The sequence below is a fragment of the Sedimentibacter sp. genome, assembly GCF_033447055.1.
Classification (GTDB): Bacteria; Bacillota; Clostridia; order Tissierellales; family Sedimentibacteraceae; genus Sedimentibacter.
The window spans coordinates 1-18,076 of sequence record NZ_JAWQJF010000145.1; the positions used below are offsets into that span (position 1 = coordinate 1).

Sequence of the window (18,076 nt, forward strand, 5' to 3'; positions counted from 1 at the left end):
CGGAAAAGGTTTAAGCAGAAATGAAATGGAAATTGCTTCACAGCATTTGAAATTAGGCAGCGGCATAAAATTTTATCATATAAGCGATTACAGAAATTTATTAACAGTTAAAAAAAATAAACTTACTGCTTTAATAAATAATGTACCCCCTCATGAAAATGTAGGTCAAAATTTTGATGAACTGCTTAAGGATATTAAAAATATAGATGTGCTTAATGAATTTGTTGAAAATAACAAAATCACAATAAATAACAATGATTACATGTTTTATCCTTGGGGTGTTTCGGAAAAAATTAAATTGCCCGAGTTTTCAGCATTGCACAACAAATCATGTTCTTGTGTATGCTGCGCTGAAATTGTGAAAGGTATTGCCAAGTGCATGAATATTGATTTGGCAGAACTAAATAATGCAACAGGGGATACAGATACTGATTTAGTTGAAAAAGCAAGCGCTGTTTTGAATGAAATAAAAAGTCATGATGTTGTAATTGCTCATATAAATGGAACAGATGAAGTGTCTCACCGTAAAGATTTAGTGGGTAAAATAAAATTCATCGAAAAAATAGACAGAGAGTTTTTAAGTATAATATATGAAAATGCTGATAGAAACACAAAAATTATTATAGTATCGGATCATCAAACAAGCTCGCAAACAGGAAAACATGAAAAAGGAAGTGTTGATCTAATAATGAACATCACTAAAAAAGAAATAAGAGGAACAAGCATATGGCTAGAGTAATAATGGTCCAGGGAACAACATCTAATGCAGGAAAAAGTTTAATAACAGCAGCACTTGGCAGGATATTCAAGCAGGACGGATATAAAACAGCTCCATTTAAATCACAGAACATGGCTTTAAATTCATATATAACAAAAGATGGATTAGAAATGGGAAGGGCTCAAGTAATGCAGGCAGAAGCAGCAGGAATTGAACCAGATGTCAGGATGAACCCGATTTTATTAAAACCTACAGGAGATAAAGGTTCACAAGTTGTGTTAAACGGCAAAGTATTCAAAGACATGACTGCGGGCGAATACTACACTTACAAGCAAGACATGATTCCCCATATTATGAAAGCATATAATTCATTAGCGGGGGAATATGACATTATAGTAATTGAAGGTGCGGGAAGTCCCGCAGAAATAAACTTGAGAAAACAAGATATTGTAAATATGGGTATGGCAGAAATGGTTGATGCTCCTGTGATAATTGTCGGGGATATCGATAGAGGTGGAGTTTTTGCATCTTTGGCAGGCACAATGCTTTTATTTAATGATGAAGAAAAAGCAAGAGTTAAAGGATTTGTCATCAATAAGTTCAGAGGTGATATTAATTTATTGACACCGGGATTAGACATGCTTTCTGATATTACTAATGTAAGTACTTTAGGAGTTGTTCCTTATTTAAAAGTTGACATAGATGATGAAGACAGTCTTTCAGAAAGATTAAACAACAATGATGAGCATGGCTTAATAGAGATAGCAGTGATAAAATTGCCTCGTTTGTCAAATTTTACTGATTTTAATGTTTTTTCCATGGTAAAAGGTGTCTCTGTAAGATATATATCATCTGCTAAAGACATTGGCGATCCTAGTATGATAATTATACCAGGAACTAAAAATACTATTGAAGATTTAATGTGGCTTAGACAATCCGGTTTAGAAACTAAAATTGTAAGGCATGCAAATGAAGGTAAAGCAGTTTTTGGTGTTTGTGGCGGTTATCAAATGCTTGGAGAAATAATAAATGACCCTGATAATGTAGAAGGTGGAGGAAGCATCAGAGGACTTGGACTTTTGAAAACTCGGACAACCTTTTACAAAGAAAAAACAACAACTCAAACAAATGGTAAAATTAATAAATTAAATGGTTTATATGAGAAATTATCAGGAATAGAAGTTGAAGGATATGAAATTCATATGGGAGAAACTGAAGTTATCGAGGGTGACCCAATGAACACAATAGATGATAAGCTTGATGGATGTGTAAACAACAATGTTGCAGGAAGCTATATACACGGTATTTTTGATAACTGTGAGGTTGTTAATGCAATTATTAAAATATTAGCCGAGCAGAAGGGTATATCTTTAAACAATCTTGAAGATTTTGATATGAACAAGTACAAAGAAAGTCAATATGATTTATTAGCTGATTGTGTGAGAAATTCTCTTGATATGGATAAAATTTATAAAATTGTTGGTATCGAAAAATGAATATAGATATATATGCTTTTTCTGGAAACGGCGCAAGACTATGCGATAAAATTATAGAAAGTTTAAAGGAATGTAAAATAGAAGCATTTGTTCCTGAAAGATATGTAAACGCAGGAAAACATGTAAAATTAATACCTGACAATTTATATAAAAGCACCGAAAAGTCTTTTGAAAATAAGGACTGCATAATTTTCATAGGAGCAGCGGGAATAGCTGTAAGAGCAATAGCTCCATTTGTTACGAGCAAAAAAACAGATCCTGCCGTTATATGTATGGATGAAAGAGGGCTGAATGTTATTTCTCTTTTAAGCGGGCATATAGGAGGAGCAAATAAGCTTACATTAAAAATTGCTCATGTGGTTGGCGGAAATCCAATTATTACAACCGGAACAGATGTTAATGATAAATTTGCTGTTGATGAATGGGCAACAAATAAAAATCTTTACATAGTAAGTTTAAAAGAAGCAAAAGACATCGCTGCAGATATAATTGAAGATAAAAAAATCGGATTATAAAGTGAATTTGATATAGTAAGTGATATACCAAAAGAGTTAGATGCAAATGAGAAAAATATAGGTATATGTATCAGTTTAGACAACAATAAAAAGCCTTTTGACAAAACATTAAACTTAATTCCAAGAATAGTATCAGTTGGGGTTGGATGCAGGAAGGGTACAAGTTTTGATAATATTTATGATTCAGTAAAAAAAGTGCTCACGGAAAATAATATTTCATACTTTGGAATACAATCTATAAATTCCATAGATTTAAAAAAAGAGGAAGAAGGGATTATTAAAACTTCTGAAATTTTTAAAGTTCCGTTTAATACATATACAAAGGAAGAGCTTAATTCCCTAGAAGGTGATTTTACCGAGTCTGACTTTGTAAAGAAAGTTGCAGGTGTTGATACAGTTTGCGAGAGAGCAGCAATTATGGGAAGTAGTTCTAAAAAACTGATAATAAGAAAATCAATTGCTAATTCAGTTACGGTTGCTGCAGCAATAGATGATTACGAAGTAAATTTTAATTGAGATATTATTGTGGACAGGAGGAAAAATGAACAACATAGAATATGTGGAACCACACAATATTGAAAAAAGAAGTTTTGAATTAATACAAGAAGAGTTAGGAAATTTGAAGTTAGATACGGAAAAAGAACCAATTATAAAAAGGGTAATACATACATCAGCAGATTTTGATTATTTAAATAATTTATGTTTTTCAGAAAATGCAGTCAGCAGAGCAAAAGAAGCTTTAAAAATAGGCGCAACAATTGTTACTGACACAAATATGGCGTATGCAGGCATCAATAAAAAAGCTGCTGAAAAGTTTGGTGTTACAATTAAATTTTTTATGGCTGATGAAGATGTAGCAAAAGAAGCACAGATGCGTGGTGAAACAAGAGCAACTGTTTCAATGGAAAGAGCAGCTAAAAATAAGGGACCGGTAATTATGGCAATAGGTAATGCGCCCACAGCACTAATAAAACTTTATGAAATTATTAAAGAGGGTAAGTTTAAACCTGAATTGATAATAGGGGTTCCTGTAGGTTTTGTAAATGTAGTGGAAGCAAAGGAATTAATAATGAGTTTAGATAATGTTGAATACATTGTTGCAAAGGGAAGAAAAGGTGGAAGCAACATAGCAGCAGCAATATGCAACGCTCTTTTATACAATATTGACTAACAGGGGGTATTATGTTTTACGGAATTGGAGTTGGCGTTGGTAACAGTGATAAAGTAACTAAGAGTGCTATTGATGTACTGGGAATTCTTGACATATTGTATGTACCAACAGCTAAGAAAGATGAAACTTATAGCATCGCTCATGAAATAGTAAAAGGGTATTTAAATAAAAGTACTGAAGTCAAAGATAGACATTTCCCAATGAATTATGATTGCTTAGAACTTCAAAATTCATGGGATGTAATAGCCGGTGAAATTGAGCAAGATGTTTCCGATGGGAAAAAGGTCGGTTTTGTAACTATTGGAGACCCAATGGTTTACAGTACGTATATTTATCTTTTAAAATTATTGAAAAACAAAGTAAAAATTACCACCATACCTGGCATTGCATCATTTTTGGATATTGCGGCCAACAACAATTTCCCACTGGTTGAAGGTGAAGACCCTCTTATAATTCTTCCAGCAAATATGGAAATGGAAAAACTAAAAAGATATATAAAAAATGAAAATTCCATTGTTTTAATGAAGGTATATAAAAATTTTAACGATATTATAAAGATACTGTTAGATGAGGAACTGGAAAATTGCTCAATTGTTGTAAGTAATTCATCAAAAAATAAAGAAATGGTTTATAGAGATATTAAAAATATAAAACAAGAGGATATTTCATATTTTACAACAATATTAATAAATAAAAAATGGGAGATATAAATGATATACGTAGTCGGAATAGGGCCGGGAAGCAAAGATACAATGACATATGAGGCAATGAATGCAATTAAGAAATCTGATGTTATTGTGGGATACAAAACATACATAGATTTAGTTAAAGATATTATTAATGATAAAGAAGTAGTTTCAAACGGCATGAAACAGGAAATAGACAGGGTGAAAAAAGCAGTTGAAATTTCTAAAACTGGAAAGACTGTTGCAGTTATAAGCTCAGGAGATGCAGGTGTATATGGCATGGCAGGACTTGTTCTTGAAATAGCAGAAGATGAGGAAGTGAAGATAATAAGCGGAGTAACGGCGTCAACTGCAGCAGCAGCTGTTCTTGGAGCACCGCTTATGCATGATTTCTGCCACATAAGCTTAAGTGATTTATTGACACCCATAGACCTTATTTATAAAAGAGTTGATCTAGCATCACAAGGAGATTTCGTAATATGTATTTATAATCCTAGAAGCAAAGGGCGTCCTGATTATTTACAACATGCTTTTGAAATAATGAAAAAATATAAATCAAGTTCAACTCCTGTTGGAATAGTAAAAAATGTTGCGAGGGAAAACCAGGAAGTTATTATATGCACTATAGACACAATTGATTATGATGCAGTTGATATGGTAAGCATAGTAATAGTTGGAAACAGTTCAACTTACATTAAAGAAAATAAAATCATAACCCAAAGAGGTTATAACTTAAATGAAAGAGGATAAATAAAATGAAAAAATTAAGAATGTTATTAGTACTAATACTGATTTTGATGATAGCTACATTAATTGCAGGATGTAGCAAATATTTTGGGGTTAAAACAGATGCTACTTTAAATACAGAAATTAAAACTATTGAAGGTGAAACTGAAATTAACAAAAATGAAGAAAAAAAGGAATGGGAGTCTAAATACAATATAATAATTAACGAAGAAAATGTTACATTTACCGATTTTAGAGATCAAGAAGTAACTATAACAAAGAATCCTGAAAGAGTAGTTGTATTACAAAACTCATTATTGGAAATTTGGGATCAGGCTGGTGGAACTGTTATAGGAAGAGTTGAAGAATCAGAAGATAAAATAATAGAAAATGCTATGTCAGCAGAAGTAGTAGGAGCGGTAGGTTCACCAAGCATGGAGAAGGTATTGTCTTTAAAGCCGGACTTGGTTATTGTTGCAAGCAGTTATGCTGCTCAAAAAGAAATGATTCCGGTTTTAGAACAGAGCGGTATTGAAGTTATAGGATTAGACAATGATTTGTTAGAAGATTATTATAAAACAGTAAGACTATTTACAGCTATTACCGGAAGAGAAGATTTATATGAAAATAATGTGAATGAAATTCAAAAGGGCGTTGATGAAATAATATCAAAAGTTCCTACTGACAAAAATTATAAAGCAGTAATTTTATTTGCAACAGCTAAAAGTATCACAGTAAGAGATTCTAACACAATGGTTGGAGAAATGCTTAAAGATTTAAACACTGTAAACATATCAGATGCTGCTAGTGATGTAACAGATACAAAGACATTTAGCATGGAAAAAATAATACAAGAAGATCCGGATTTCATTTTCGTACAAACAATGGGAAGTGATTTGGAAAAAATCAAAGAAAGATTGAAAACTGAAGCACTGGACAATCCTGCGTGGGCTTCTCTTACAGCAGTTAAAGAAGACAGATACATTGTTTTGCCAAAGGATTTATATCTCTACAAACCAAATCAAAGATATCCTGAAGCATATGAAGGTTTAGCTAAAATATTATATCCTGAAGTGTTTAAAGAACAATAGAATATAATAATTTAATGGAACGGCATTCGTGTCGTTCCACTTGTAATAAAGTAGGATAATCCGGGACTAATTGTAATTAGGAGTACATAATGGAATGTCGTAATATTAAGGAAAAAGGAATAAAAAAAGGATTAATTTTAATTGCTTGTATTTGTCTGTCTGTTATAAGCTTTTTAATAAGTATGGCTAATGGAGCAGTTAGAATATCTATTAAGGAAATAATTGATACACTCTTTGTGAGTCTGTCTTCTGTAAATTATCAAATAATATGGAATGTTAGATTGCCTAGGACAATAGTGGCATCATTAGTGGGAACATGTCTTGCTTTATCCGGGGCAATTTTACAAGGTATTATGAGAAATCCATTGGCTGGACCTAATATAATAGGTGTTTCATCCGGAGCAGGCCTTATGACGCTTATTGTTCTCATACTTTTTCCGAACTATTATTATTTAGCTCCAATTTGTTCTTTTGCGGGAGCACTTATTGCTACATTGTTCATATATATTTTAGCATGGAAGGACGGAGCAGCACCTACAAGATTAATTTTAGCCGGAGTTGCAGTTTCTTCTCTTTTAGGAGCCGGAAATAATATTATTATGACTTTCTATCCTAATAAAATAGCAGGTGTAATTGGATTTATGGTTGGAGGTCTTTCAGCAGTTAACTGGAAGCAGGTAAGCATGATATGGCCATACGCATCAGTTGGAGTTGCGTTAGTTTTACTTATGCCTAATAAATTGAATGTTTTAATGCTGGGAGATGAGGTAGCTATCGGACTTGGAATGAATGTTGAAAAAACGAGATTTTTATTTATTGTTATTTCATCACTCCTTGCAGGAGCAGCTGTAAGTGTTGTAGGATTGTTAGGATTTGTAGGTTTGATAGTGCCTCATATTACAAGACTTTTTATTGGTTCGGATTATAGATACTTGTTACCGGCAACTATTTTCACAGGTTCAGCTACGGTTGTGCTTTGTGATACTTTGGCAAGGGTACTTTTTGCACCTTTAGAAATACCTGTTGGAATAATAATGTCAGCTTTGGGAGCACCATTTTTCTTGTATTTACTTAGAAAAAAAGGAGAGTATTAAAATGAACATAACAGTTGAAAATTTAGATGTTAGTTACAGTGATAAAGAAGTGCTTAAAGACATTAATTTTCATATAAATACCGGAGAAATTGTAACCATAATCGGGCCAAACGGTTCAGGAAAATCTACTCTCATAAAAGCGGTAAGCAGATGTTTAAAATTTTCAAGAGGAAATGTTTTTTTAGACAAAAATAATATTAAACAAATAGATACTAAAGAAATTGCTAAAAAACTTGCAGTCCTGCCTCAGGTTAAAAATGTATCATCAGATATTTCGGTAGAAGAATTAGTATCCTATGGAAGATATCCACATTTGAATTTCGGGAAGAGATTATCTAAGGAAGATAATGAGATTGTGAGCTGGGCTATAGAAAAAACCGGACTTGAAAATATGCGGAAAAGACTTGTTTGTACGTTATCAGGTGGGGAAAGACAGAGGGCTTGGATAGCAATGTCTTTGGCACAAAAGCCACAAATTTTGATTCTTGATGAACCAACAACTTATCTTGATATATCATATCAGTTGGAAGTTTTAGAGCTTATTAAAGAATTAAATAATACTTTGGGAATAACCGTAGTTATGGTTTTACATGATTTAAATCAGGCATCAAGATATTCTGATAAAATTATGGTAATTAACAGGGGAAAATTATCCGAATTTGATATACCTGATAAAATTATTAATAAATCCATGTTGAAAAATATTTTTGGTATAGATGCAGATATATACGAGGATGAAATCAATAAATGTCCGTATTTCATTCCTAAAAAGACTATAGCATGATGCAGTGAAAGGAAATTATGATAGAAATTAATAATCTTAGCAAGAAGTTTGGAAATTTTACAGCAGTGGATAATATTAGCTTGAAAATAGATTTCACCCGACATATTAAATACTTATAAACTACTTGAAAATTAAAGGAGGAAATATGAAAAAAGCGATTGTTGTAGCAAGTTTTGGATGTTCTATCAATGACTCAAGAAAAAAGTATATAGAAACTATTGAAGTTGATAACATGGAAATGTGTCTTGACAAACTAAAAGAAAATGGATATACTCATATTTTTGTTGTTGTAACTTATATAATACCTGGAATTGAATATGAAATAATATTAAAAACTATTGAAAAGTATAGAAATGATTTTGAGGAAATTAAAATTTCCAGGACATTTTTAGATGATAATATGGGTAAAAAAGAAATAGATGTAATTAAATCATATGTTAAAACGGATTTAAACAATAAAGAATGTATTGAAAGGAAGCATAATTTTTTTACTGAGAATTACAAATTTTTTCAAAACACTAAATGTGAGTTTTTTCCTTGCCACAAAACAGACGATGTGGAAAACTTCAATTGCCTTTTTTGTTACTGTCCTCTATATGCGTTAAAAGGAGATTGCGGTGGCAACTATGTTATAAAAAATGGTATTAAAGATTGTTCTAATTGCCTTATACCTCATTCAAAAGGAGGCTATGAAATAATAATGTCAAAAATAAAAGATGTCATTAAATTAGGTAGTGATTTCTGATATAAAACATGACCACCGGCTGGGCCAATGGTCATGTTTTATAAAATATCTAATGCTTCTTCCATACGGAAGGAGCAAACAATGTTATTACAGGTATTACTTCAAGTCTTCCTATTATCATGCATGCAGTCATGGTGAATTTGCTCAGTATTGAAAAGTCAGCATAATTACCCATGGGTCCTACTACTTCAAAACCAGGACCTATATTGCTTATTGTCGCAAGAACAGCTGAAAAAGTAGTCATAAAATCAAAATTATCCAATGATACAATTAGTACGGCAACTATAATAATTGCAACATACGCAAAAAAGAAAATCATTATGCTTTTTAAAGTATCATTATCTAATGACTTGCCATCAACTTTAACAGTTTGTATTGAAGTCGGATGTATAGTGTGTCTTATTTCATAAATAATGGATTTAGCTAGAACTAAAATTCTTATAAATTTTACTCCACCGCCTGTTGAACCTGCACATGCTCCAAAAAACATAAGCATTAATAAAATTGATTTTGAAAACATAGGCCACAAATTAAAATCGGCTGTTGCATAGCCTGTAGTTGTAACTAAAGTTGATACTTGAAAAGCTGAGCGTCTAATCGCTTCTACAATGGAATAATTATACAATGGTAAAATGTTGATACAAATTAATATTATAGCAATCAATACCGTAATTCCATAAAATTTTAATTCTTCATTTTTAAATATACTTTTCCAATCACCTTTAATTATTAAATAATAAAGAGAAAAATTTGCACCAAATAAGAACATAAATATTGCAATTATCCATTCAAAACAAGGATTATTATAATAGCCTATACTTAATGATTTAGAAGAAAATCCTCCAGTTCCGGCAGTTCCAAAAGCATGTATAAATGAATCAAAAACAGGCATACCGGCAATAATTAAAAGAATAATTAAAATTAATGTCATAGCTCCATAAATAACATATAATATTTTGGCTGTATCTGAAAGTTTTGGAACCAATTTCCCGGGTGAAGGTCCTGGGCTTTCTGCACGCATTAAAAAAACAGAGCGGGCACCTAAGGAAGGAACTAATGCTAATGTAAATACGAGAACACCCATACCGCCTATCCAGTGAGTGAAACTTCTCCAAAATATTAAACCTCTGGGAAGACTTTCGATATCTTGTAAAATACTGGAACCGGTTGTTGTAAAACCTGAAGCTGTTTCAAATAATGCATCAATAAAGCTTGGAATTGCTCCGCTTAAATAAAAAGGTAATGCACCAAATAGAGACATCACAAGCCAGCACATAGCAACGGATGCATAACCTTCTCTTTTGCGCAACTGAAAATTGTTAGTTTTTATGTTTTTCAAAATTAAACCTATTATACCTATTAATACGATAGAGATAATAAAAGCATTTATATCATAGCTGTTATCAATTATTGAAATAACAAGTGACGGAATCATAAGTATTGATTCCCAAAATAAAACTGTACCTAGTATTTTAAGTACAACTCGAATATTCATTACATTGCCTCCGACTAATCCTCTAATATTTCGCTAAGGTCAGAAATAAAACCAGTCTTAGTTACTACAATAACTTTATCGCCTTCTTTTATAAAGTCATTTCCATATGGGATAATTATTTTTTTATTGCGTACTATGGCAGCTATCAATACATCCTTTTTTAATACTAAATTTTTCAATTTGATATTCAATAAATCTGCAGAGTTATTAGCAGTAAATTCTGCAATTTCTGCTTCATCATCTAATATTTTATACAGCTTTTCTACTGCGATACCTTGTGAATTATTCAAAGCACGAACATATCTTAGAATATTGCTGGCAGTAGTAAATTTAGGGCTTATAATGCTGTCTAATCCAAGCTTCTTAACAATAGGGAAATAATTTTGACGATTAATTTTCAATACAACTTTATTTATGCCGCATTGATGTGCATATAAAGATGAAATTAAATTTTCCTCATCCCTGTCTGTTAAAGCTACAAATGCGTCAGCTGCCCGAATGTTTTCGTTATCCAGTACTTCTTGATCTGTACCATCTCCACGAATAATTAAAGTATTTGATAATATATCATTCAATAAAATGCATCGGTCTTTGTCTAATTCAATTATTTTAACATTTATACCTACTTCATTTAATATCCATGTTAAATAAATTGCTATTCTGCTTCCTCCAATAATAGTAACATTTTTAGCTTTATGAGAACTTCTGCCTAAAAATTTAAAGAAATTGAAAATATCACTTCTTTCACCAATTACATAAACTAAATCATTAGTGCAGAATATAAAATTTCCTTTAGGAATGGTAATTTCACCGTTTCTTCTTACGACACAAAATAAAACTTTAGCCGGTATCTTTTTAGTTAAATCCATTAATTTTATATTAACTAATGCATCGCTTTCCAGCACACGAAATTCGACCATTTCTAACATATTGGAAGCAAATGATTCAACATTTGTGGCTAAAGGGAATTGAAGCATTCTGGCAATTTCATCAGCTGCATCCATCTCAGGATTTATGATCATGTCAAGTTCGAGTTCTTGTTTGAGCATTTTGAATTCGTTAGAATAATCGGTATTTCTTACACGGGCAACCGTATGCTTCGCTCCTAACTTTTTACCTATTACACAACATATCATATTTAATTCATCACCATCGGTGACTGCTATTAACAAATCAGCTTCACTTATATTTGCTTCTCTTAAAATTTCCACACTCGCTCCGTTACCCTTTATGCACATAACATCAAGGGTTTCATCAGCGTGATTTAGCACATCGCTATTGTCGTCAACAAGTATAATGTCATGATTTTCAGTAGATAATTGTTGTGCTAATGTGTAGCCAACTTTTCCACCACCAACAATTACTATTTTCATTTTTTCCTCCAAAAATACAATCTATATAAAACAAAACATTAAAGTCAATTAATAGATATTATAACACAAAACTGATAAATTGCAAGCTGTGACAATTTTGGTTATTGCTTACATAGGACGGTAAAACATAGAACTCGAAATTGACAAATTAATATCTATATTTCAGCGGAATTTAAACAGGTTTGAAACAGGTAATTTACTTCTTGAACTATCAGTAGTATAATGTAAATAATGGATTATCAATATGTAAGGTAATCGTTAGGAAAGAGGTATGTAATGAGAAAAAAATATTTGGATAAACTTGTAAACATTTTACAACAGAAAAATATGGATGCAATACTGATAGCGCCATCTGAAGAAATGGAATTTATAATGGGGCATAATACTCATCTTTGTGAAAGGTTTCAAGCTATAATAATTAAAAATGACGGAACATATTTTTACATATGCAATTTATTGACAGTTGATGAAGTTCAGGAAGTACTAGGTTCGGATATCAAAGTGTACGGATGGTTCGACGGAGATTTATTTACTGATACAATTAAAAAAGCTTTTGAAGAACAGGAATTAATAGGTAAAACAATAGGCGTTAATTCAACAGAGAGAGCTTTTCTAATACTTCAAATAATGGAAGCCATGGACGTTAAATTTGTGAACGGTAAGCCTCTGCTCGAAGAAATGAGAATGATAAAAGACGAAGAAGAACTTGAAAATCTTAGAACGGCAGCTCGAATAACAGATGAGTCATATATAGAATTGTTAAAATTTATAAAACCGGGAATAAAAGAAGCGGATATTTCAAAAAAAATGAATGAAATTTTTAAATTGAAGGGTGCTGATGAAGGATTTACAATGGTTTGTTCAGGGCCTAATTCTTCTTATCCGCATTATAACAGTGACCAGAGAGTTATACAGGAAAAAGATATTATAATACTTGACTGGGGTTGCAAATATAATAATATGTGTGCAGATATGTCAAGAACAGTGTTTGTCGGAGGAATTACAGAGGAAGAAAGAAAAATTTATGAAATTGTTTTAAAATCACAGGAAGCAGGCGAAAAGGCAGCTGTACAAGGAGCGTACATTCCTGATGTTGACAAAGCAGCAAGAGAAATAATAGAAAAAGAAGGATATGGCAAATATTTCATCACAAGACTCGGTCACGGTATTGGTTATTCGGTGCATGAATCTCCGGATATTAAAAAGAGCAATGAAAAAATTTTAGAAAAAGGCATGGTATTCAGCATAGAGCCTGGAATTTACTTGACGGGAAAGTTTGGTGTGCGTATTGAAGATATAGTCGCTGTAACTGAAAGCGGTAATGAAGTTTTAAATAAAGCATCAAAGGAAATAATGATAATAAATAACAATTAACAATAATTAATAATATCGGGAGAACTTTATGAAGAAATCATTAGCTATTGTAAGTTATAGTATAGAATCAGTCAACTCCTATTACAAACAAATAATGAGTTTGTTTCAAGACAATATAATAGTAAAAAAAATTTGTATTGATGATATAGACAAACAAAAAAAAATAGATTCTGATGTAATTTTAATTCCTTCTTATGACATGTATGAAAAAGTAAAGAATTATATTAAAGAAGAGTCTGATTTGCTTTTTGCAACCAGAACAATATCTAAATCAGGATTAGACAATATAAAAAAAATAAAAGCGGGAACTGAAGTAGTATTGATTGATGAAAGTCCTGAAATGGCTGAACAAATTATTTCAGTAATATATCAATTAGGTGCAAGACATATTGTTCTTCATTCATATTGGTCGACAGATAAAAATAATTTAAATGATAAAACGGTAATTATTTTGGGACAGACAGAATTTGCTCCGGAGATAGTGAAAAGTATTGTCAATATTGGCAACAGTTTGCTTGATATAAATTCCATACTTGATGTGGGATACAAATTTGATTTATTTCCTTTGCTTGACAGGCAGGATATCATCAGAAGTTACGAAGAAATTGACACACCTAATTTTGGTTTATTGAAAATACTAGAACTTACAAATAGCCGTGAAAGCCAGTTAGACATATTGCTACAGGTTATTGATTCCGGAGTAATTGGAATTGGCTATGAAGGAGATGTATTTTTATACAATGAAAATGCAAGAAAAATCATCGGACTTGAAGAACACCAAGTATTAAATGAAGATGGAATATTACTATTTGCACAAATACCTTTTGAATATGTTTTGAATAGCTTAAAATCTGTAGAAGAGAAAATAGTTAAAATAAATGGATATGATGTTGTAGTTACTGTTAATCCAATTGCCCATTCAGGAAAATTGTATGGTGCTGTTGCCATAATAAGAAAGTATATTGATATGGAAAAAAAGGAACATATTCTCAGAAAACAGCTCATTGGACATGGACACAATGCAAAATATACATTTGATGATATAATTGGAACAAGCGGTTCAATAATAGAATGCAAAAGTATAGCTAAACGTATGTCAAAATCAGATTCATCAATATTACTGACAGGAGAAACAGGTACAGGCAAAGAATTGTTTTCACAAGCTATTCACAATAACTCAAAAAGGAAAAAATATCAATTTGTTGCTGTAAACTGTGGCGCATTTCCGGAGAACCTTTTGGAAAGCGAGTTGTTTGGTTATGAAGAAGGTGCATTTACAGGTGCAAGAAAAGGCGGAAAACCAGGTCTTTTTGAATTGGCACATAAAGGCACTTTATTTTTGGATGAAATTTCAGAAATGCCAATGAATCTTCAAGTAAAACTTCTTAGAGCTTTGCAGGAAAGGCAGATAGTAAGGATTGGAGGAGATAGACTTATAGACGTAGATATTAGAATTATAGCTGCTACAAACAAGGACATAAAAAAACTTGTTGCAAATGGAGAGTTTAGGAATGACTTGTTCTACAGATTAAATGTGCTTCCTTTAAAAATTCCTCCTCTCAGAGAAAGAAAAGAAGACATATTATTTTTTATTGAATATGAAAAAAAACATTTTAAAAACAATTTTACACTTACAGAAAAAGCAAAAAATATACTTATTGATTATAATTGGAATGGAAATGTAAGAGAATTGAAAAACTGTGTTGAATATTTAGTTAATTTGGATTTGAGTCAAATAGATGCTAAGGATTTGCCTTTTAACTGCCAAGATGATAATTGTGAAGACGATGATATAAATGAACAAGACAACATTGTTGAATTTTTGGAAATTGCAGGTAACAATATCAGAAAATACATATTTGTGCTGGAAGAATTGGAAAAGGGATATTTAAGCAACAAGAGGCTAGGCAGAAGAAGTCTTTGTGAAATAGCAAAGAAAAAAGGAATTTTTATAAGCGAGCAGGAAATTAGAACTGTTTTAATTAACCTGGAAAAATTCTCTATGGTTGAAATATACAAAGGAAGAAGCGGTACATTAATAACAAATTTCGGAAGACAAACTGTAAAACATTTGAAAATGAATGGATTACATATTTAGTCATTTTAAGACAATAATTTAAAATGCTGAAATTGGTTATTCTGATGTTCTCAAAATAAGCTTGTAAAATTTATACAAACTATTTATAATAATAGTATTAGTATTGTAAAGGAGACGTAAATGAATTTTAAACAGACAGCATTATATTTACATAAGAATAATATAGTCGTAGATACTCACTTAGACCTTGCGGGCGAAATTTATAACAGATATTTGGCAGGAGAAAAAGAAGTTATAAAAAATAGATATCTTGAAAATTTTAAAAAGGGCGGGTTTAATGTAATTGTATCATCTGTATATATAGATGATTTATTTTTGCCTGAAATGGCACTAAAGGCTGCTTTAGGTCAAATTCGTGTGATTATGGAAGATAAAGTAGAATGGATGTGGGGAAATGAAGTATTTTATTAAAGAGTGGGTCGTTCCTGTAGTAATTGCTCTGGTTATTGTATTGTTTTTAAATAAGTTTGTGTTTATATTAGTTACAGTGCCAACAGGTTCAATGGAGGACACTATTATACCTGGTGACAGACTTTATGTTAATGAATTATTTGATATAAAAGAAGCAAAGCGTGGGGATATAATTGTTTTTAAATCGGATGAGATTGACAATAAGAGGCTTGTTAAGAGACTAATTGGATTGCCGGGAGAAACTGTTGAGGTAAATGCTGACGGCGATGTTTATATTAATGGTGAAAAGCTAGATGAACCATATGTTGTAAAATCAGAAGGAGATGCAAAAATATTTAATGTTCCTGAACATTCGTATTTCTTTTTAGGAGACAACAGACCAATTTCGTATGATGCGAGATATTGGGAAAATCCTTATATTGACGAAAGCAAAATAATCGGAAAAGTAATTTTTAGATTTTTCCCATTTAACAGAGTAGGTAATGTAGAATAACATGATTTGTAACTAGGAGGTAATTGTGGAACGAGTTTTAGAAGGTTTAAAACCAGAAAAGGTATTTTATTTTTTTGAGGAAGTTACTAAGATACCTAGAGGTTCAGGAAATGAAAAGCAGGTATCGAATTATTTATTTAATTTAGCAAAAAATAATGGCTGGGATGTAATACAAGATGACAGCTTAAATATTATTATTAAAAAACCTGCAACAAAAGGTTATGAAAATGCTCCAACGGTTATGTTGCAAGGCCATATGGATATGGTTTGCGAAAAGAACGAGGGAGTAGTTCACGATTTTGAAAAAGATCCTATAAAATTAAGAATAATTGACGGATATATATATGGAACAGATACTACGTTAGGAGCTGACAATGGCATTGCTGTTGCTATGTGCCTTGCCATATTGTCATCGGATGATTTAGAACATCCTGCTCTTGAAGTTTTAATAACAACAGATGAAGAAAAGGGAATGACAGGTGCAGAAAAAGTAGATGGAAATATTTTCAAAAGCAAATATCTCTTGAATTTGGACAGCGAAGAAGAAGGAGTATTTACATCAGGATGTGCCGGGGGCGGGGAAGTTTTATTTAAGATACCGGTAAAATTCCAGGAAGAAAGTAAGACTGCATATAAATTAAGTGTTAAAGGTCTTCTGGGAGGACATTCAGGTACTGATGCAGATAAAGAAAGAGGAAATGCCAATAAAATATTAGGAAGAATACTTTATGACTTATTTGATTATGTTGAATTGGTCAGCATTAATGGTGGTTCTAAATCAAATGCAATACCCAGAGAAGCACATGCAATAATCAGTATTGAAAATATAGATCAAGTAAAAAACAAAATAGAAACATGGAATGAAATTCTTAAAAATGAATATGTATTTACTGATTCATCAGTGACAGTATTGCTTGAAGATATTAAAAAACAAGCAATACCAATGGAAAAACAGTTGTTTAATAAAATTATTACCGCTGTAAACTTAACGCCAAATGGGGTTTTGTCAAGAAGCACTGCAATAAATCTTGTGATAAGTTCAAACAATCTTGGAGTAATAACTACTGATGAGCAGTTTGTAACATTGCACAATCATCCAAGAAGCTCTGTAAGAACATTATTTACCCACGATTTTGCTCCTTCCATGAAACAACTTGGAGAATTTTTATCAATCGAATGTGAAGTTGGAGGATTTTATCCAGGCTGGGAGTATGCAAAACAATCACAAATAAGAGATATTTGCATTAAAACTTTTAATGAAATGTACGGGAAAGAACCGAAAGTCGAGGCAATACATGCAGGTTTGGAATGTGGGCTCTTGATGGAAAAAATACCAGGCTTGGATGCAATTTCTATGGGTCCTGACACTTATGATGTTCATTCGCCAAATGAACATGTAAGTATTAAGTCTACAGAAAATATATATAATCTACTATTAAGCATATTGAAAAGTATAAAATAGAATATAAAAAATGATACATATTTTAAGAATTGATTTAATTATACTATTATGAGTAATATTGAAACTAGTACTTAAACCAATATTTCAATATAATAGCAATTATTTACAATTTGTGAATTAAAATTATTTATACACAAATCATACATTTGCACTTAATTTTTCAAATACTTTTTTCAATTTTTAATCATTAACAGTATATTATAAATAAAAATTGATATTGTTTACGAATTGTGCTATAATTACTATTACCGTTTAATATAGGAGTACATTAACGTTGGAAAAAATAAGGGGATTTTTCCACGATGTTCATTTTATTATAACCCAATGTTAACTAACTTCCCGTA

The 18,076-nt window shown here is 31.5% G+C and carries 17 protein-coding genes and 2 pseudogenes; 17 read left to right on the forward strand and 2 right to left on the reverse strand.

The window, feature by feature from the left end; genetic code table 11:
• The 12 genes and pseudogenes from SA378_RS10020 to SA378_RS10075 all read left to right on the forward strand — a co-directional run.
• Nucleotides 1-739 (forward strand): annotated as a pseudogene (locus tag SA378_RS10020) (phosphoglycerate mutase); the annotation flags it as partial.
• The gene (locus tag SA378_RS10025; RefSeq protein WP_318525850.1) at nucleotides 727-2,214 is read left to right on the forward strand and encodes a cobyric acid synthase; all 1,488 of its coding nucleotides are present in this window, start codon (nucleotides 727-729) and stop codon (nucleotides 2,212-2,214) included. The pseudogene SA378_RS10020 and the gene SA378_RS10025, both read left to right, overlap by 13 nt.
• The gene (locus tag SA378_RS10030) at nucleotides 2,211-2,729 is read left to right on the forward strand and encodes a hypothetical protein (RefSeq protein ID WP_318525851.1); all 519 of its coding nucleotides are present in this window, start codon (nucleotides 2,211-2,213) and stop codon (nucleotides 2,727-2,729) included. Before SA378_RS10025 ends, SA378_RS10030 begins: the two co-directional genes overlap by 4 nt.
• A 126-nt stretch (nucleotides 2,730-2,855) precedes the next feature.
• Nucleotides 2,856-3,245, forward strand: a complete 390-nt coding sequence (locus tag SA378_RS10035) for a cobalamin biosynthesis protein (RefSeq protein ID WP_318525863.1) — start codon at nucleotides 2,856-2,858, stop codon at nucleotides 3,243-3,245.
• 25 nt (nucleotides 3,246-3,270) lie between these two features.
• Nucleotides 3,271-3,900, forward strand: a complete 630-nt coding sequence (locus SA378_RS10040; protein ID WP_318525852.1) for a precorrin-8X methylmutase — start codon at nucleotides 3,271-3,273, stop codon at nucleotides 3,898-3,900.
• A gap of 11 nt (nucleotides 3,901-3,911) precedes the next feature.
• The gene (cobI, locus tag SA378_RS10045) at nucleotides 3,912-4,610 is read left to right on the forward strand and encodes a precorrin-2 C(20)-methyltransferase (protein WP_318525853.1); all 699 of its coding nucleotides are present in this window, start codon (nucleotides 3,912-3,914) and stop codon (nucleotides 4,608-4,610) included.
• The gene (cobJ, locus tag SA378_RS10050; protein WP_318525854.1) at nucleotides 4,611-5,336 is read left to right on the forward strand and encodes a precorrin-3B C(17)-methyltransferase; all 726 of its coding nucleotides are present in this window, start codon (nucleotides 4,611-4,613) and stop codon (nucleotides 5,334-5,336) included.
• Nucleotides 5,337-5,341: 5 nt separating this feature from the next.
• Nucleotides 5,342-6,403 (forward strand): ABC transporter substrate-binding protein, encoded by a 1,062-nt coding sequence (locus tag SA378_RS10055; RefSeq protein WP_318525855.1) that lies wholly within the window; start codon nucleotides 5,342-5,344, stop codon nucleotides 6,401-6,403.
• 89 nt (nucleotides 6,404-6,492) lie between these two features.
• A complete protein-coding gene (locus SA378_RS10060) occupies nucleotides 6,493-7,497 on the forward strand; it encodes a FecCD family ABC transporter permease (protein WP_412178696.1) in 1,005 nt (334 codons plus the stop codon).
• Nucleotide 7,498: 1 nt separating this feature from the next.
• Nucleotides 7,499-8,281, forward strand: a complete 783-nt coding sequence (locus tag SA378_RS10065; RefSeq protein WP_318525856.1) for an ABC transporter ATP-binding protein — start codon at nucleotides 7,499-7,501, stop codon at nucleotides 8,279-8,281.
• Between the two features lie 145 nt (nucleotides 8,282-8,426).
• Nucleotides 8,427-8,711: pseudogene (locus SA378_RS10070) on the forward strand (sirohydrochlorin cobaltochelatase); the annotation flags it as partial.
• Nucleotides 8,712-8,747: 36 nt separating this feature from the next.
• A complete protein-coding gene (locus SA378_RS10075) occupies nucleotides 8,748-9,026 on the forward strand; it encodes a cysteine-rich small domain-containing protein (RefSeq protein ID WP_318525865.1) in 279 nt (92 codons plus the stop codon).
• 49 nt (nucleotides 9,027-9,075) lie between these two features.
• On the opposite strand, the gene SA378_RS10080 is transcribed toward SA378_RS10075, so the two are convergent.
• Nucleotides 9,076-10,521 carry a TrkH family potassium uptake protein gene (locus SA378_RS10080; RefSeq protein ID WP_318525857.1) on the reverse strand — a complete coding sequence of 482 codons (1,446 nt, stop codon included), beginning with the start codon at nucleotides 10,519-10,521 and terminating at the stop codon, nucleotides 9,076-9,078.
• A gap of 14 nt (nucleotides 10,522-10,535) precedes the next feature.
• Nucleotides 10,536-11,894, reverse strand: coding sequence for a Trk system potassium transporter TrkA (trkA, locus tag SA378_RS10085; RefSeq protein WP_318525858.1), 1,359 nt, complete (start codon nucleotides 11,892-11,894; stop codon nucleotides 10,536-10,538).
• A gap of 276 nt (nucleotides 11,895-12,170) precedes the next feature.
• On the opposite strand from trkA, the gene SA378_RS10090 reads away from it, so the two are divergent.
• The 5 genes from SA378_RS10090 to SA378_RS10110 all read left to right on the forward strand — a co-directional run bounded on the left by SA378_RS10090 (nucleotide 12,171) and on the right by SA378_RS10110 (nucleotide 17,732).
• Nucleotides 12,171-13,268: a Xaa-Pro peptidase family protein gene (locus tag SA378_RS10090; protein WP_318525859.1), complete on the forward strand. Its 1,098-nt coding sequence runs from the start codon at nucleotides 12,171-12,173 to the stop codon at nucleotides 13,266-13,268.
• A gap of 28 nt (nucleotides 13,269-13,296) precedes the next feature.
• A complete protein-coding gene (locus SA378_RS10095; protein ID WP_318525860.1) occupies nucleotides 13,297-15,366 on the forward strand; it encodes a sigma-54 interaction domain-containing protein in 2,070 nt (689 codons plus the stop codon).
• A gap of 120 nt (nucleotides 15,367-15,486) precedes the next feature.
• Entirely contained in the window at nucleotides 15,487-15,777 is a 291-nt protein-coding gene (locus SA378_RS10100; protein ID WP_318525861.1) for a hypothetical protein, read from the forward strand.
• Nucleotides 15,761-16,270 carry a signal peptidase I gene (lepB, locus tag SA378_RS10105; RefSeq protein WP_318525862.1) on the forward strand — a complete coding sequence of 170 codons (510 nt, stop codon included), beginning with the start codon at nucleotides 15,761-15,763 and terminating at the stop codon, nucleotides 16,268-16,270. Before SA378_RS10100 ends, lepB begins: the two co-directional genes overlap by 17 nt.
• A 22-nt stretch (nucleotides 16,271-16,292) precedes the next feature.
• On the forward strand, nucleotides 16,293-17,732 hold the full coding sequence (locus tag SA378_RS10110; RefSeq protein WP_318525866.1) for an aminoacyl-histidine dipeptidase: 1,440 nt from the start codon (nucleotides 16,293-16,295) through the stop codon (nucleotides 17,730-17,732).
• The last annotated feature ends 344 nt before the right edge of the window (nucleotides 17,733-18,076 follow it).

What these genes read in the sequence shown, in the direction of transcription:
- lepB (WP_318525862.1), top strand. Translation starts at nt 15,761, where the DNA reads ATGAAGTATTTTATTAAAGAGTGGGTCGTTCCTGTAGTAATTGCTCTG.
- SA378_RS10080 (WP_318525857.1), bottom strand. Translation starts at nt 10,521, where the DNA reads ATGAATATTCGAGTTGTACTTAAAATACTAGGTACAGTTTTATTTTGG.
- SA378_RS10060 (WP_412178696.1), top strand. Translation starts at nt 6,493, where the DNA reads ATGGAATGTCGTAATATTAAGGAAAAAGGAATAAAAAAAGGATTAATT.
- SA378_RS10030 (WP_318525851.1), top strand. Translation starts at nt 2,211, where the DNA reads ATGAATATAGATATATATGCTTTTTCTGGAAACGGCGCAAGACTATGC.
- SA378_RS10095 (WP_318525860.1), top strand. Translation starts at nt 13,297, where the DNA reads ATGAAGAAATCATTAGCTATTGTAAGTTATAGTATAGAATCAGTCAAC.
- SA378_RS10040 (WP_318525852.1), top strand. Translation starts at nt 3,271, where the DNA reads ATGAACAACATAGAATATGTGGAACCACACAATATTGAAAAAAGAAGT.
- SA378_RS10065 (WP_318525856.1), top strand. Translation starts at nt 7,499, where the DNA reads ATGAACATAACAGTTGAAAATTTAGATGTTAGTTACAGTGATAAAGAA.
- cobJ (WP_318525854.1), top strand. Translation starts at nt 4,611, where the DNA reads ATGATATACGTAGTCGGAATAGGGCCGGGAAGCAAAGATACAATGACA.
- SA378_RS10055 (WP_318525855.1), top strand. Translation starts at nt 5,342, where the DNA reads ATGAAAAAATTAAGAATGTTATTAGTACTAATACTGATTTTGATGATA.
- SA378_RS10090 (WP_318525859.1), top strand. Translation starts at nt 12,171, where the DNA reads ATGAGAAAAAAATATTTGGATAAACTTGTAAACATTTTACAACAGAAA.
- SA378_RS10025 (WP_318525850.1), top strand. Translation starts at nt 727, where the DNA reads ATGGCTAGAGTAATAATGGTCCAGGGAACAACATCTAATGCAGGAAAA.
- SA378_RS10100 (WP_318525861.1), top strand. Translation starts at nt 15,487, where the DNA reads ATGAATTTTAAACAGACAGCATTATATTTACATAAGAATAATATAGTC.
- cobI (WP_318525853.1), top strand. Translation starts at nt 3,912, where the DNA reads ATGTTTTACGGAATTGGAGTTGGCGTTGGTAACAGTGATAAAGTAACT.
- trkA (WP_318525858.1), bottom strand. Translation starts at nt 11,894, where the DNA reads ATGAAAATAGTAATTGTTGGTGGTGGAAAAGTTGGCTACACATTAGCA.